Origin of the sequence: Solidesulfovibrio alcoholivorans DSM 5433 (genome assembly GCF_000702665.1) — a bacterium.
GTDB classification, from domain to species: domain Bacteria; phylum Desulfobacterota; class Desulfovibrionia; order Desulfovibrionales; family Desulfovibrionaceae; genus Solidesulfovibrio; species Solidesulfovibrio alcoholivorans.
Genome location: NZ_JNJA01000004.1, coordinates 427,007 through 441,015, shown reverse-complemented (window position 1 = coordinate 441,015; position 14,009 = coordinate 427,007). Strand labels below are relative to the sequence as shown.

10 protein-coding genes are annotated in these 14,009 nt (G+C 64.2%); 1 reads left to right on the top strand and 9 read right to left on the bottom strand.

Annotated elements, in window-relative coordinates; translation table 11 throughout:
* Nucleotides 1–88: 88 nt before the first annotated feature.
* The 7 genes from Q368_RS0110495 to Q368_RS0110465 form a co-directional block, all read right to left on the bottom strand.
* Nucleotides 89–760, bottom strand: a complete 672-nt coding sequence (locus Q368_RS0110495; RefSeq protein ID WP_029459023.1) for a LexA family transcriptional regulator — start codon at nt 758–760, stop codon at nt 89–91.
* A 235-nt stretch (nt 761–995) separates the two neighbouring features.
* Nucleotides 996–1,694: a LexA family transcriptional regulator gene (locus Q368_RS0110490; protein WP_029459022.1), complete on the bottom strand. Its 699-nt coding sequence runs from the start codon at nt 1,692–1,694 to the stop codon at nt 996–998.
* Nucleotides 1,695–2,342: 648 nt separating this feature from the next.
* Nucleotides 2,343–4,682, bottom strand: coding sequence for a carbamoyltransferase HypF (gene hypF, locus Q368_RS0110485; RefSeq protein ID WP_029459021.1), 2,340 nt, complete (start codon nt 4,680–4,682; stop codon nt 2,343–2,345).
* A 32-nt stretch (nt 4,683–4,714) separates the two neighbouring features.
* Entirely contained in the window at nt 4,715–5,650 is a 936-nt protein-coding gene (locus Q368_RS0110480; RefSeq protein ID WP_029459020.1) for a DUF362 domain-containing protein, read from the bottom strand.
* Nucleotides 5,651–6,026: 376 nt separating this feature from the next.
* The gene (locus Q368_RS0110475; protein ID WP_029459019.1) at nt 6,027–6,545 is read right to left on the bottom strand and encodes a type 1 glutamine amidotransferase domain-containing protein; all 519 of its coding nucleotides are present in this window, start codon (nt 6,543–6,545) and stop codon (nt 6,027–6,029) included.
* Nucleotides 6,546–6,705: 160 nt separating this feature from the next.
* The gene (locus tag Q368_RS0110470) at nt 6,706–8,151 is read right to left on the bottom strand and encodes an LbetaH domain-containing protein (protein ID WP_029459018.1); all 1,446 of its coding nucleotides are present in this window, start codon (nt 8,149–8,151) and stop codon (nt 6,706–6,708) included.
* A 171-nt stretch (nt 8,152–8,322) separates the two neighbouring features.
* Nucleotides 8,323–8,700: a response regulator gene (locus Q368_RS0110465; RefSeq protein WP_029459017.1), complete on the bottom strand. Its 378-nt coding sequence runs from the start codon at nt 8,698–8,700 to the stop codon at nt 8,323–8,325.
* A 141-nt stretch (nt 8,701–8,841) separates the two neighbouring features.
* Between Q368_RS0110465 and Q368_RS0110460 the strand changes: the two genes are divergently transcribed.
* Nucleotides 8,842–10,932, top strand: coding sequence for a thioredoxin domain-containing protein (locus Q368_RS0110460; RefSeq protein WP_029459016.1), 2,091 nt, complete (start codon nt 8,842–8,844; stop codon nt 10,930–10,932).
* Nucleotides 10,933–11,010: 78 nt separating this feature from the next.
* On the opposite strand, the gene Q368_RS0110455 is transcribed toward Q368_RS0110460, so the two are convergent.
* Nucleotides 11,011–11,673, bottom strand: coding sequence for a nitrite/sulfite reductase domain-containing protein (locus Q368_RS0110455; RefSeq protein WP_029459015.1), 663 nt, complete (start codon nt 11,671–11,673; stop codon nt 11,011–11,013).
* Nucleotides 11,674–11,910: 237 nt separating this feature from the next.
* Nucleotides 11,911–13,710, bottom strand: coding sequence for a methyl-accepting chemotaxis protein (locus Q368_RS0110450; protein ID WP_245611325.1), 1,800 nt, complete (start codon nt 13,708–13,710; stop codon nt 11,911–11,913).
* Nucleotides 13,711–14,009 lie beyond the last annotated feature (299 nt).

Sequence of the window (14,009 nt, the reverse complement as noted above, 5' to 3'; positions counted from 1 at the left end):
CAGATCCGAGGCAGGCGTGGGGAAAGGAGCCGGCATGGGTGGGGGTACGGCTTGAAATGAAACGCCCGGGGCAGGTACCGGGCGTTGTTCAGATTTCCTGGATGATCCAGACGGCGCGGCCGACGGGCGTGATTCCCGGATGCTCCAGGGAGAGATTTTGCGCCTGGTGGGCGGGATTGTCGGCGAGCAGGGTCAGCCGTTTGGCTTCGAGGTCGCGGATGACGCGCTTGATGACGAGGCCTTCGCCCGGGATGTCCATGGCGTAGACTTCGCCGCTGCGCATGCGGACGTCGTCGCAGTCGATGCCGACGTAGGCGTCGCGTCGGATGGTGGGCTCCATGCCGGCGGAATCCATTTTGACGACGAGCAGGTTGGGACGTTTGAGGCCGTCGAACAGGGGAATGGATTCCAGCGCTTCACGCAGCCAACTTCCCGTGTCCGGATCCGTCTGGCGCATGGCGTAGACCGTGGCTTTCGTCGGTGCGCCGGCATAACCGCCCAGGGGTTCGCGCACGGCTGCGCCGAGGGTGAAGCCGTCGCGGCGTGAGATAGGCTCCTGGCCGTAGAGGACCCAGTCGGGTTCCAAGCCAAGGGAGCGGTAAAGCGTGATGAGCCAGCCGTCAGGAATGGTGTTCTTTTTCTTCGCATCGGAGATGCTGGATTGCTTTATGCCCAGAAGATGGGCGATCTCCGTCTGGGTCCGTGTCCTCGTGGCCGCTTGAATCCTGGCATAGGCGTCTTCAAAAGCGTCCGGCTTCACGTGGCCTCCTGCAAAGCGGCATTTTCAGGAAAGAAAAGAATAAGTGTATCTATAACGATCAAAGGCTCCGTAACGACTCGGAATACAATATACAACGATTTAAAGCGTACGTCAACGCGGCGACCGCAGGAATGGTGTATGCCAAAGATGCAACTGCTTGTTGTGCAATTGCCGAATGATTTTTCCCCGCAAGGGGAGGCGCGGGAAATACGCCTCCTGCGGGGAGAAAGATAGTTCAGATTTCCTGGAAGACCCAGGCCACACGACCGACGACACGTTCGACGGCAGTCTCGGCGGCAATGGTCTGGTCGGTGTAGGCGGAGTTGTCCGAACGCAGGATGAAGCGGGCGTTTTCGGCGTCATGCAGCAGGCGTTTGATGACAAGGCCTTCCACGGGCATATCCAGGGCGTAGATAGCGCCGGAGCGGATGGTGCGGCGGTCCTTGTCGATGCCGACATACGCGCCGCGGGCGATAAGCGGTTCCATGTCGTTTTCGTCCATGCGCACAATGAGCAGGGAGGGGCGATGGAACTGCTCCGGCACCGTGACGGTTTCGATGCTGGTCTCCTTCCACCCATCACCATTGTGGTCCTCGACGGACATGGCGCTCACGGGCATCTGGTAGTGCTTGGGCTTGCGTCCGTAGGCATCGCCGGCTTCCCGGACCTGCAGGGCGCCGCCACGCTGTTCGCCGAGAAACTGCGGATCTTCGCCATCGATGATCCAGTTCGGATTGAGGTTGTATATCTGATACAACTTGATGAGCCAGCTGTCCGGGATCGACTGGCGCCGCTTGGCATCGGAAATGCTGGACTGGCGGATGTCGAGCATCTTGGCGATCTCGACCTGGGTCCGCATGCCGGTGGACTTTTTGATGCGATCGAACGCATCATCAAAGCGGTTGGTGTTTTCCTGCAAGATGGCTTCGGTCATGAATCCTCCGTCACTCTTTGATTGCATATCTCACAGAAGCGCCGAGTTGCGGAGTGTCGCAAATTATTTTTCCGCTTGCAAGATATGTCAATCTTTTTTCTTCGATATCATTGTTTTTTATAATTTGCAATATAAAATTTATTCATATTGTTAAAATATTTTTCATATTCCATATAAAACGCTATATCAATAATGACACAGCAACGCTGCTGCCCATAATATGAATTCGTTACTTTGCGAATTGTATCGATGTCTATCAATTCATTTGACGGCATCCGCAGAAATGCAAAAAATTTTGCCTAAGCCGCTAAACATGCAGAGCATATCCTGTAGCTATGCCTGCCATTCCTTACAGGCTCCCCTGGTCTGGCAAAAAAGAATGCATGTCCGCTGGCATGAACGGAATGACGCAAAACAACTTCCCCTCGCCTCCTGGCGAGCAGACAGCGGGCCGGGAGGCGCAGTCGTCACGTCACCCGGATGCGGCAATGCCGCGAAGGCCGATTGCCGGCGCTTCGATGGGGCTTCGCTTCATTACCGCAAGCGCAGCGGCAGCTTTCTATGCGGCGGAATCGACTGTGTCAAGAAATATTATACCAATGGAATATACAATATGAAGGGATAGCAATATAACTTGTTGCCTTTATGTCAGACAAGCGCTGCCAAGACGCCATAATACGCTTGCCCGAGGCTGATCCCGCCGTCGCTTGGCGGCAGCGACCGGTGGCACAGCGGGGTGAGCCCCGCGCGTCGCAATGTCGCCGGCAACAGCGCCGCCAGCGTCCTGTTTTGCAGTACGCCGCCGCTTAGGGCTACGTGCCGCACGCCCGTGCGCGCGGCAAGCTCCCGCGCGAGCCCGGCAAGGCCGGCGACGAGCCCCAGATGGAACCGCCGGGCCACGCGTCCCGCAGGCTCCCCGCGCGCCGCATCGGCCGCGGCCTGGGCGAACAGCGTCAGCGTATCCAGGCGCACGGGCGTTTCGCAGGCCAGCACGGGACAGGCATAGGTCCCGTGTTCCGTCATCTCCTGGGCGCGCTCCAACAAGATGGCCGCCTGTCCCTCGTAGTCGATGCGTCGGCAAAGCCCGAGCAGCGCCGCCACGGCATCGAACAGCCTGCCGCAACTCGTCGTCACGGGGCAGTTGAAGCCCTTTTCCAACATGCTCCCGACCAGGGTTACGGCGCTTTCCTGTCCCGCGATCCAGGGCCAGGTTCGCCCGTTTCCGGGCGTTTCGCCCAGGGCGGCGAAGCAGGCCTGCGCCGTACGCCAGGGCTCGCGCACGGCCGCGTCCCCGCCGGGCAGTCGCATGGGCGAAAAATGCGCGAGCCGCTCGTGGCAAAGGCGCAGGGGATCGACCAACAGGCCTTCGCCGCCCCAGAGCGTGCCGTCTTCGCCAAGGCCCGTGCCATCCAAGGCCAGCCCCAGCACCGGTCGGCGCAGGCCGTGCTCGGCCAGCACCGCGTAGATATGGGCCGCATGGTGCTGGAGTCGCAGCACCGGCCATTGTTCCTGCTCCAGGGCGAAGCGCGTGCTCGGATAATCCGGGTGCAGGTCGGCCACGCAGGCCGTCGGCGCCACGTGCAGGACGCCGAGCATATGCTGTAATGTCTCCTGGTAGAAGCCGAAGGTTTCAAGGCTCTCCAAATCGCCGACATGCTGGCTGACGAAGGCGTCGCGCCCTTTGCTCACGCACAGCGTGGCCTTGAGCATGGGGCCCAGGCCCACGACCGATGGTCCGGACACGGGCAGGGTCACGGGCGAGGGGACGTAGCCCCGGGCGCGGCGCAAAAACAGCGTCGGCGGCGCGTCGCCGTCCTCCGGCGCTTCCTCTGGCGTCAGCGGCCGGACCACGGAATCGTCTGTGCGGATGAGGATGTCGCGGTTGTGGAGCAAAAAAATGTCGGCGATGCCGCCGAGGCGTTTGAGCGCTTCCCTGTTGCCGAGACAGATGGGTTCGCCCCCGGCATTGCCCGAGGTCATGACCAGGGCGGCCGGCCGGTCCGGCCCGACCGCCGTCGCGAAGGCGGCCAGGAGCAGGTGATGCAGGGGCGTGTAGGGCAGCATGAGGCCGATTTCCACGGTGTCGGGCGCGATCGCCGCCGCAAGGCCGCTATCAGGCAAGGTCGGGGCGAGCACGATGGGGCGCACGGTGCCGGCAAGCAGGGCTTTCGCGCGCGTGTCCAGGCGCGCCAGCTTCCCGGCGGCGGCAAGGTCGGGGACCATGACGGCCAGAGCCTTGGACGGACGATGCTTGCGCCGGCGCAGTTCCGCAACGGCTGCCTCGCTTGCGGCGTCGCAGACCAGATGGAATCCGCCCAGGCCCTTGACCGCGGCCACGGCTCCGCCGGCCAGGGCCTCGGCCAGGCCCGCGATGGCCGCGTCGTCCGCGGCCAGGCGCATCCCCGCCGCGTCGGCCAGCCAGACGCGGGGGCCGCAGACCGGGCAGGCCACGGGTTCGGCATGGAAGCGCCGGTCGGCGGGGTCGGCGTATTCGGCGGCGCAGTCCGGGCAGAGCGGAAAACAGGCCATGGAGGTCGTTGCCCGGTCGTAGGGGATGGCCCGGGTGATGGTGTGGCGCGGCCCGCAGTTGGTGCAGTTGGTGAAGGGATAGCGGTAGCGGCGGTTGGCCGGGTCGGCCATGTCGGCCAGGCAGTCCGGACAAGTGGCGACATCGGGGCTGATGAGCACGTCGTGGCCGGCCCCGGCCGCGCTCTCGCCGATATGGAAGACCGTTTCCCCCAAGGGCGGCAGCGGCATGCGCTCGTGGCGCGTGAGCCTTGCCAGGGGCGGAATCTCCGTCGGCAGGCGCTCCCCGAAGGCGGCCACGGCCCCGGGCGCGCCCTCGACTTCGATGACCACGCCTTCCGGTGCGTTGCGCACGCTTCCGCCAAGCTGCAACTCGCTGGCCAGACGGTAGACGAAGGGGCGAAAGCCCACGCCCTGGACTTGCCCGGCCACAATGTGACGGCAACGCTCGTTTTGCGACATGGCGCGAAGGTGTACTCGCTGCCCGCTTCGTGTCAACGCCCGCCGCGCAACGTGAGCAGAACGCTGCGCAGCCGCCCCGTCACGAACCGTTTCGGTTCGAAGTGCAGCGGGGCAAGGGACGCCGGCGTGAGAAACCCGGTCGCGTCGAAGGATTCCAGGGGCTCCCCGGCGCAGGCGACGTCCTCGGGACGCGCGCCGCCAAGGTCCTGCCGCAGCGCCTCGGCCCACAAGGGGACAGCGTCCGGAGCGAGCCTAAGCAGCCCGTACACGGCCGTATCCAGGGCCAGGGGATTCGCGGCAGCGCCGAGCAGCCCCAGCTTAAACGGTTCGCCGCCGACCGGGCCGGCCTTGTGCATGGCCACGATGCCGTCGAGCAGCGAGGTGGACGGCGGCAGGGCGGCCAGCACGTCGAGAATCATGCGGGCGAAACGCGCCCGGTCCCTGCCCAGGCGCTGATGGGCCAACGATTTGCGGAAACCGCAGACGCAGCCGAAGAAGTTTTTCGTCGCGAGCGTCATGCCCATCTGGTCATGGCACTTGAGCCGGGCCACGTTGAGGATGTGGTCCGTGTCCAGCGCCTTGGACGAGACGCCGATGCTGCCGCCATGCGCCAAGCGTAGCGGACGCGCCGCATCGAGGCTCTCCACGGCCACGGGCAGGTCGGCCAGCGCCTGGGTGAGCCCGGCAAGCCTCGCCATGATGCCGCCGGTGCCGAAAGCCGGGGAATCGGCCACCGTGACGACGGCTCCCCGGGAGAGCGCGAACAGGCAAACCGCGCGAACGACATGCGGCTCGGAACATGACAACGCGGTGTTCCTCGGCCCGACCAGGTTGGGCTTGACCAACACGCGGTCGCCCCGGCCTACGGGGCAATCCGCAGCCTCGAATAACGCGGCGACCGCGCCGTCCAAGCCAGGATCGTCATAGCCGCCAATGCGGCGCAGGGTGACGGTGACGGGGTACGACATGGGAGAAGAGTGCCTCCGGCGGCCGGGAGGGATTCTCCCCCCCGGCCCCCCTTGACGGGGGGCGCGCGATTGTCCGGAATGCAAAGCCATTCCGGGCAATCGCGCGCCCCCGACAAAGGAGACCAGAGAGGTTTCCCTCCTGCTGTTTCTTAAATGCGGCGCTTCGCCGCTGGTGCCCTTGGTGGCGGAAATGCGGGCAACCCGCTGGCCGGCTTTGCGGCCTGCGGGTTGCCCGCATTTCCGCCACCAAACGGTCCGCTGTCTCGCCGCCCGACGTTTCTCCGACTGTGCCCGTCGCCCGTCCCGTCGAGGGGGTCCGGGGGGCATCATGCCCCCCGGCCGCCGGAGGCATCTTCTCTTCTCTCCTCGCCTCTCCCTATCCCACCTTCTTCATGACTTCGCGCATGAAGTCGGGCAGGTCGTCGGGCATGCGGGAGGTGACGAGGTTGCCGTCCACCACCACGGGGGCGTCTTCGTAAAGCGCACCGGCTTCCTTGAGTTCGTCGGCCACGGTCTTGTAGCAGGTGGCGTGGCGGCCGCGCAACAGGCGGGCGGTGACCAGGATTTGCGGCCCATGGCAGATGGCGGCCATGGGGATACCGGAGGAGGCAAAATCGTTTACGATATCGATGATCTTGGGGATGGTGCGCAGGGTTGCCGGGGCCTTGCCGCCGGGCAGGACGAGCAGGCTGTAGCCGCAGGAGCCGGCGGATTCCACGGCGTCCGCGGCCAGGTTGGCGGTGACGGCGTAGCCGTGCATGCCGGTGATGGGGCCCGCGGCCGGCGCGGCGATATCCACGTGGAACCCGGCCTCGCGCAGGCGGTAGAGCGGGTAGAGCAGTTCGCTGTCCTCGAAATTGTCGGCCGATATGAGCAGGGCTTTCTTGGCGTTCATGGCGTCGCTCCGAGGTTTGTGCGTTTGACGGAAACGTCGAGGCTGCCTCCAGCATATGCGACAGGGCGGACGATTTGGCAACACGCGGGGCGGCGGAAACGAAAAAGCCCCGTCGCGCGCGGCGGCGGGGCGTCCGATGTGGTTTGAGACAGGCGGGTGCTTAGAGGACGAGATCGTCGGAGCACAGGGGGAAGATGCGCATGTTGGGGTAGACCCCCTTGAAGCCGCCTTCCACGTAGGGCTGGATGAGGTTGTAGGTGATGTTCTTGGTTTTCTGGGCGTGCCCCTGGTTCTGCACGCCGTCATAGTAGGCGCCGTTGGCTTCAAGGATGTGGTGGATGCGGTTCTGGAAGGCCCGGATGAAGCGTTCGCCGTTGCCGGTGAAGGTCATGGCCCCGATGGTCGCCTGGCCGTCCACCTTGGCGAAGTCCTCGATGGACACGGACTGCGTGGCAAGGTCGGACTGGCGGCTGACGTGTCCCCAGACCACGTGCAGCGGGGGCAGGGTCACGGGTTCTTCCAGGTCGATGATGGTATGGGGCAGCACCACCGAGCCCTGGCCGATGGTCAGGGGCGCTTCGGGCGTGCCGCGCAGGAAGGAGTTGAAGCCCACGAACACGTTGGTGCCGAGCCGGCTGCCGATGATCTTCGCGCCGTGGGCGGTGACATCGTAGCCTTCGAGCACGGAATCGACGACGTAGCTGTTTTCCTGGGCATTGGCCCCCTTGCCCAGGCGCGCGTTTTCCAGGTAGGCGCGCTGGGCCACCAGCACGTTTTCGCCGATGCTGGTTTCGCCCTTGACCACGGCGTAGCGCGAGACGAAGGAACCCGGGGCGTAGGTTTCGGGCCGGGATGCGTAGAGGAAGCCGAAGACGCGTTCGAAATCGCGTTTGCGGCCTTCGACGAAGTCCATGAACAGGCCCTTGGCGCGCTCTCCCGGGGCGATGGAGACGTATTTGGCGAGCACTTCGGGGTCGTAGTTGTAGCTGAATTCGTCGCCGGTCTTGTTGCGGATCCAGATATGCCCCGGCTCGACGATGCTCGGGGCGAGGTCGCAGACCTGCACGTAGGCGTAGGCCCCGATGGAGCTGTTTTGCACGGTGCACAGGTCGATGGTGCAGAAGGGGCCGAGGAAGGAGCCCATGACCGGCGAGCCGTGGATGTTGGCGTAGGACAGGGCGACGGTGTTCTTGATGAGGAATTCCTCGGGAAATTCGGGATCGTGACTAAAGCTGTGGATGAGCGCCTTGTGCAGGAAGCTGTCCACGATGCGGATCACTTCGTCGGTGTGCAGGTGCAGGCAGACGTTGTCCACGCTAAATCCGCTGGTCACGGACTTGAGTTCGTCGCCGCGTACGTCGCATTTGTAGAGCACGGAATGCTGCACGTCGCATTTGCCGAAAAAGTACGAACCGGCCAGGGAGGAACACTGGAAATTGAAAAACAGCGGATGCTCTGTGGTGATGCCGTAGAAGGCGTAGAACTGCGCGTAGCTTTCCTGGGGGACCGCGCCATGGACGTAGGGGCCCACATCGATGGCGCTACGCCGCAGGTTGATGTTCGTGCGGGCGATGACGTTATCGAGAATGCGTTGCAGTTGCTTCATCCCCAGACCTCCACGAAACCGTCCGCATCGGCGCGGCAGGGGCCGATGCGGGTTTTGCGTGTTGCGCCGCAAGCGCGGCGTCGCGTCCCGGAGTATGGCGCAGGGCAAAGGCGCAGACCCGGTCTGTCGCCGTGTCTGCCTGTGCCTGGGAAGGCCCGCGCGTCCGGCCGCTTACCCGGCGTTTCGGGACAGCGCCTCCATGACCCGCGCATGGAGCGCATCGAGTTCGATGGGCTTGGACAGTAACTCGTACGCGCCGAGGCGCATGCCCTCGAGGGCCGCCTCGACGGAAGGGTATCCGGTGAGGATGAGCGCCTCGACGTCGGGGCGCAGGGTCTTCATTTCGCGAAGCGTTTCCAGGCCGTCCATGCCCGGCATGTTGATGTCGAGCACGACCAGGGCGATGTCGTCGTTTCCCCGCAAGGCGGCGAGGCCTTCCTCGCCCGAGGCCGCCGTGGAGACGGCCAATCCCCGGGACGCGAGACGTTTGGCCAGCACGGCCGTCAGTCCCGTCTCGTCGTCGACCAGAAGCACCGTTTTCCCAGCCATGGATGGATTGCTCCCTATTTCACAATTTAGTCGTGTGATACCCTGGAACCGGCAAAGGTTCAAGCGGAATCGCCCCACCGTGGTGCGGGGCCGCTGTTGCAATACCGCTTTTCCCTGGTACAAGGGCTCAGGGAGGACGTCATGTCGCGTCAAGCCAACCGCCTGATTCACGAGCCGAGCCCGTACCTGCAACAGCACGCCTACAACCCCGTGGACTGGTATCCCTGGGGGGAGGAGGCCTTTGCCGCCGCCCGCGCCGAGGACAAGCCCGTTTTCCTGTCCATCGGTTATGCGACCTGCCATTGGTGCCACGTCATGGAGCGCGAAAGCTTCGAGGACGAGGACATCGCGGCGCTCATGCGGGCCATCGTGATCGCGGTCAAGGTGGACCGCGAGGAGCGTCCGGACCTCGACGCCCTGTACATGAGCTTCTGCCAGGCCATGACCGGCCGGGGCGGCTGGCCGCTGACGGTGTTCCTGACCCCGGACGGGCAGCCCTTTTTCGCGGGCACGTATTTTCCCAAGGAGTCGGGCTACGGCCGCACGGGCATGCGCGAGCTGCTCCAGCGCGTGCATATGGCCTGGAAGGGCAACCGGCAGGCCGTCATCGGCAACGCCGGCCAGATCCTGACCGCCGTGCGCGAACGCTTCGACGGCGCAGGCGCGGCGGCGGGCGAAACCCCGGGCGAGGCGGCGCTTGCGGCCGCGCGAAACGAACTGGCCGCGACCTTCGACGCGCAAAACGGCGGCTTCGGCGGCGCGCCCAAGTTTCCCGCGCCGCACAACCTGCTCTTTTTGCTGCGCGAATACCGCCGCACCGGTGACGGGGAGTGCCTGCGCATGGTCTGCGAAACCCTGCGCGCCATGCGCCGGGGCGGGGTGTTCGACCAGATCGGCCTCGGCTTCCACCGCTACAGCACCGACGCCCACTGGTTCGTGCCCCATTTCGAGAAGATGCTCTACGATCAGGCGCTTTGCGTCATGGCCTGCGTCGAGGCCTGGCAGGCTTCGGGCGAGGAGGCGTTCAAGCGCACGGCGCTCGAGGTCCTGGAGTATGTCCGCCGCGACCTGACGAGCCCGGAGGGGCTTTTCTACAGCGCCGAGGACGCCGACAGCGAGGGGGTCGAGGGGAAATTCTACGTCTGGACGGCCGCGGAGATCCGCAGCCTCCTGCCCGAGGCCGACGCCGCGCTTTTTTGCGAGGCCTACGGCATCGAGGAAGAGGGCAATTTCCACGACGAGGCCACGGGGCAGGCGACCGGAACCAACATCGCGTACGTGGCGCAGCCTGCTGCGGAAATCGCGGCGCGCCACGGCCTTGGCCTCGAAGCCCTGGCCGAGCGGCTGGAGCAGTGCCGGCTGAAGCTCCTTGCCGCGCGGGAAAAGCGCGTACGGCCCCTTTGCGACGACAAGATCCTCACCGACGGCAACGGCCTCATGCTCGCGGCCCTGGCCAAGGCCGCCCGGGCTTTCGACGACGAGGACCTCGCCGCCAGGGCGCGCACGGCGGCCGATGCGCTGCTGGAGAAACTCGGCCTTGAAGGCGGAAGGCTGCTGCACCGCCTGCGCGGCGACGTCGCCGGCGTTGCGGGCATGCTCGACGATTACGCCTGCCTGGCCTGGGGCCTTATGGAGCTTTACCAGACCGTGTTCGATCCGGCGCTCCTGCGCCGGGCCGTGGACATCACCCGGGTCATGGTCGCGCATTTCGCGGATGCCGACGGCGGCTTCTTCCTCTCGCCCGACGACGGCGAAACCCTGCTCCTGCGCCAAAAAACCTTTTACGACGCGGCCGTGCCCTCGGGCAACAGCGTGGCCTTTTTCGTGCTGACCACGCTCTTTCGCCTCACGGGGGACAAGGCGCTCATGGAGCACGCCGACCGCCTGGCCCGGCGATTCGCCGGCAGCCTCGACGAGCGGCCCTCGGCCTACACCTTTTTCCTGTGCGGACTGTCGCAACTGCTCGCCCCGGGGGCGGAAGTGACCATTGCCGGCGACCCCGACGCCCCGGACACCCATGCCCTGGCCCGGGCCCTGTGCTCCCGCTACCTGCCCGAGGTGGCCCTGGTCCTGCGCCCGGACGGCGACGCGGAAGCCATCGCGGCCCTGGCCCCCTATGCCCGCTACCAGCAGTCCGTGGACGGCCGGGCCGCGGCCCATGTCTGCCGCGCCGGCTCCTGCCAGCCGCCGACGACCGACCCGCAGGGCATGCTCAAGCTGCTCGGCGCGTAACGCCTGCCCGGTACAAACGAAGCGCCCCGGCCGCGATACGGCGGCCGGGGCGCTTCGCGTTTGCTCTCGCGCGCGGGATTAGCCCAGCACGGCCTGCTTGATGGTCTCGATGCCGACCCGTTCGACGAACCGGGCGGCGCGTTCGCGCTTCTTGGCGTTGGCGGCGTAGTAGGCGAGCAGCTTTTCCGTCAGGGCGATGACCTGTTCCTTGTCCAGGTCCTCGGCCACGATGTCGCCGATGCGCGGCCGGGCTCCGGGATGGCCGCCGAAAATGACGGTCCAGCCGGATTTCTTGCCGAGTACGCCGAGATCGCGGACAAAGCCCTCGGAGCAGCAAAACGGGCAACCCGAGACCGAGAGCTTGAACTTGCCCGGCAGATCGCGGCCGACGAAGAGCTTTTCCATCTCGAGGCCAAGCCCCAGGGAATCCTGGACGCCGAATTTGCACACGCTCGTACCCGGGCAGGCCTGGACGAAATGCACGCACAGCTCGAGCGCCTGCCCCACGTCCGTGCCCAGGTCCTTCCAGATGGCGTCCACGTCCTCTGCCTTGACGCCGACCAGGGCCAGACGCTGGCCGGAAGTGATCTTGACGATGGGGACGGCGTATTTCTTAACGACGGTGTTGAGGGCTTCGAGGACCTCGGGGGAAATGAGCCCGACCGGCGTGCGGGGCACGATGGCGTAGGTCTGTTGGTCACGTTGCAAGATGGCCCCGGTGGGGGCTTCCTTGGTGGTCATGGTTTCTCCTGCGGGAATGGGATCGTAAGAAAAAAGGCCTGCGTATGATGCGATGGGCGGCCGGTCCTCAGGCGATGGAAGGGCTTCCGGCGCGTGCGCCGGGGACCCATGGTGGCATTGTGTACATGGCGCGGCTGCTCTTGTCACCCGCACCATGCCATTTTCGGAAAATCGGCATAATTCGATCGGCGGCCGGGCCACCTCGCAAACCCCGGCCGCCGGTTGTGGCGATCATGTTCAGGTCAGGGCGCGGGGCCGTTTGCCGGAGGGCAGGGCGGCCGTACCGCCGCCCGAGGCTTGCATCTCCTGCACCATGGCGTTCAGTTCCTGGGCCTGCTGGGAAAGGTCGGCCACGGCCTGGGCCGCCTGGCGCAGGGCATCCATGGTTTCGGCCGCGATGCGGTTGACCTCGTCCACGGAGCGGTTGATCTCCTCGCTCGTGGCAGACTGTTGTTCCGAGGCCGTGGCGATGGAGCGCACCTGGTCGGCCGAGGTGTCGACCAGGGACACGATCTCGCGCAGGATGTCGCCGGAGGTGGCGGCCAGGGTCGTCGCTTCGCCCACGGCGGTCACGGCCTGGGCCACGTTGTCGTAGTTCTTGCGGGCGCCGCTCTGGATGCCGCGGATGGCGTCGCCGACTTCCTTGGTGGCGGTCATGGTCTTTTCGGCGAGTTTGCGCACTTCGTCGGCGACCACGGCAAAACCGCGCCCGGCCTCGCCAGCACGGGCCGCCTCGATGGCGGCGTTTAAGGCGAGCAGGTTGGTCTGGTCGGCGATATCGGAAATGACGTTGAGGATCTGGCCGATGTTCTCAGCCTGCTTGCCCAGGACGCCCATGTCCTCGAGGGACTGGCGCGAGTTTTCATTGACCCGTTCCATAAAGGCGACGACCTTGGCCACAGCGCCTTCGCCCTCCTCAGCCTTGCTCCGGGCCTTGGTGGCGGTATCGGCCGCCTGGGAGGCGTTTTGGGCCACTTCCAGCACCGTGGCGTTCATTTCCTCCATGGCTGTGGCCGTCTCACCCAGGCGGCTGGATTGCTGCTCCGCTCCCTGGCTGGTCTGTTCGACCTGGGCCGAGAGTTCCTCGGAGGCGGAGGACACGATGTGCACGACCGAGGAGAGGCGGTCGGCCGCCTGCAGCATGCCTTCGGTCTTGGCGTTTTCCGCGGCCAGGCGCGCCGCTTCGGCGGCTTCCGTCGCTTCCTTGGCCTTGGCGGCCTCTGCGGCGGCTTCCGCGCTCTTCCTGTCCGCTTCCTCGATCTTCAACTTGAGGTTGCCCACCATTTCCTTGAGCACGGCGAAGACGCCGCCTTCGCCCTTGTGCTCCTTGAAACGGATGTCCATTTCCCCCTTGGCGATGCGGCTGGCCACCTCGTGAAGATAGCCGGGGTCCTCGCCGAGCTGGCTGGAAACCCCGCGCAGGATAAAGATGCACACGCCCACGCCGAGCAGCGTCGCAACCACGAGGAGGCTGAAGAGAATGATGCGGCCCCGGTGGTAGTCATTGTTGCCCGCGATACCGGAATCGGCCGCGCCTTTCTTGTTGATATCGACAAGCTGCTTCAGCTCATCCATGGCGTCATTGAATATCTGGCGCGATTCGCCTTCCGTGAGTTTTTTCGCATTTTCCGTATCGTTTTTGCGAGACAGGACGAGAAGTCTGTCCGATACCTCAGAATATTTTTTGAGATTCGATTGAAACGTATTGTATATATTCCTTTCTTCCGCCGAGCTGATCAATGCTTCATATTTGATCAACACCTTGTTCAGATCAGCCTTCGTGTTGACAATCCTCTTGTCATAAGTTTGCATGTCTTCTTCATTTGTAGAAAGCACATGCAATATTTCCCATCTACGCAATGTCTGCAATTCATGATCGGCGGTCGATATGGCATCTATGCTCGGCAACCAATTTGTATTGAGATCATTCATACTTGTGTTTATGTTTCCCATAAGCACCAACGCCGTAATATTCCCACAAACTTGTAAAACGACAAGAAGTCCGAAGGCGAGGATGAGTTTGGTTGAAAGCCGCATTTGAGATCCCATATTGCCTCCAGGTTTTTTGCACATCTCCACGACAAGGTGGATATATGCCGGACAGTCCAAGTGCTACAGAAGCCGCAGGCCACTGGATAACGGCGTTCCGTTGCAGTATGTACCATTTTTAAAATCGCCTCGGATACGGCTGGGAACCAGGCGGGGCACCAATTCTATTCCAGTATACGTCGGCTTGCGCTACAAATGCAAGCGTAAAAAATTATTCGCACCCCTGTGCGCCCCATGAAAACGCACCCCGGACTTGTGATCGGGCGGCCCGTGGGATACACCCCTGG

What these genes read in the sequence shown, in the direction of transcription:
- Q368_RS0110475 (WP_029459019.1), bottom strand. Translation starts at nt 6,545, where the DNA reads ATGAACGCCAAGAAAGCCCTGCTCATATCGGCCGACAATTTCGAGGAC.
- Q368_RS0110465 (WP_029459017.1), bottom strand. Translation starts at nt 8,700, where the DNA reads ATGGCTGGGAAAACGGTGCTTCTGGTCGACGACGAGACGGGACTGACG.
- Q368_RS0110470 (WP_029459018.1), bottom strand. Translation starts at nt 8,151, where the DNA reads ATGAAGCAACTGCAACGCATTCTCGATAACGTCATCGCCCGCACGAAC.
- Q368_RS0110450 (WP_245611325.1), bottom strand. Translation starts at nt 13,710, where the DNA reads ATGCGGCTTTCAACCAAACTCATCCTCGCCTTCGGACTTCTTGTCGTT.
- hypF (WP_029459021.1), bottom strand. Translation starts at nt 4,682, where the DNA reads ATGTCGCAAAACGAGCGTTGCCGTCACATTGTGGCCGGGCAAGTCCAG.
- Q368_RS0110455 (WP_029459015.1), bottom strand. Translation starts at nt 11,673, where the DNA reads ATGACCACCAAGGAAGCCCCCACCGGGGCCATCTTGCAACGTGACCAA.
- Q368_RS0110490 (WP_029459022.1), bottom strand. Translation starts at nt 1,694, where the DNA reads ATGACCGAAGCCATCTTGCAGGAAAACACCAACCGCTTTGATGATGCG.
- Q368_RS0110460 (WP_029459016.1), top strand. Translation starts at nt 8,842, where the DNA reads ATGTCGCGTCAAGCCAACCGCCTGATTCACGAGCCGAGCCCGTACCTG.
- Q368_RS0110480 (WP_029459020.1), bottom strand. Translation starts at nt 5,650, where the DNA reads ATGTCGTACCCCGTCACCGTCACCCTGCGCCGCATTGGCGGCTATGAC.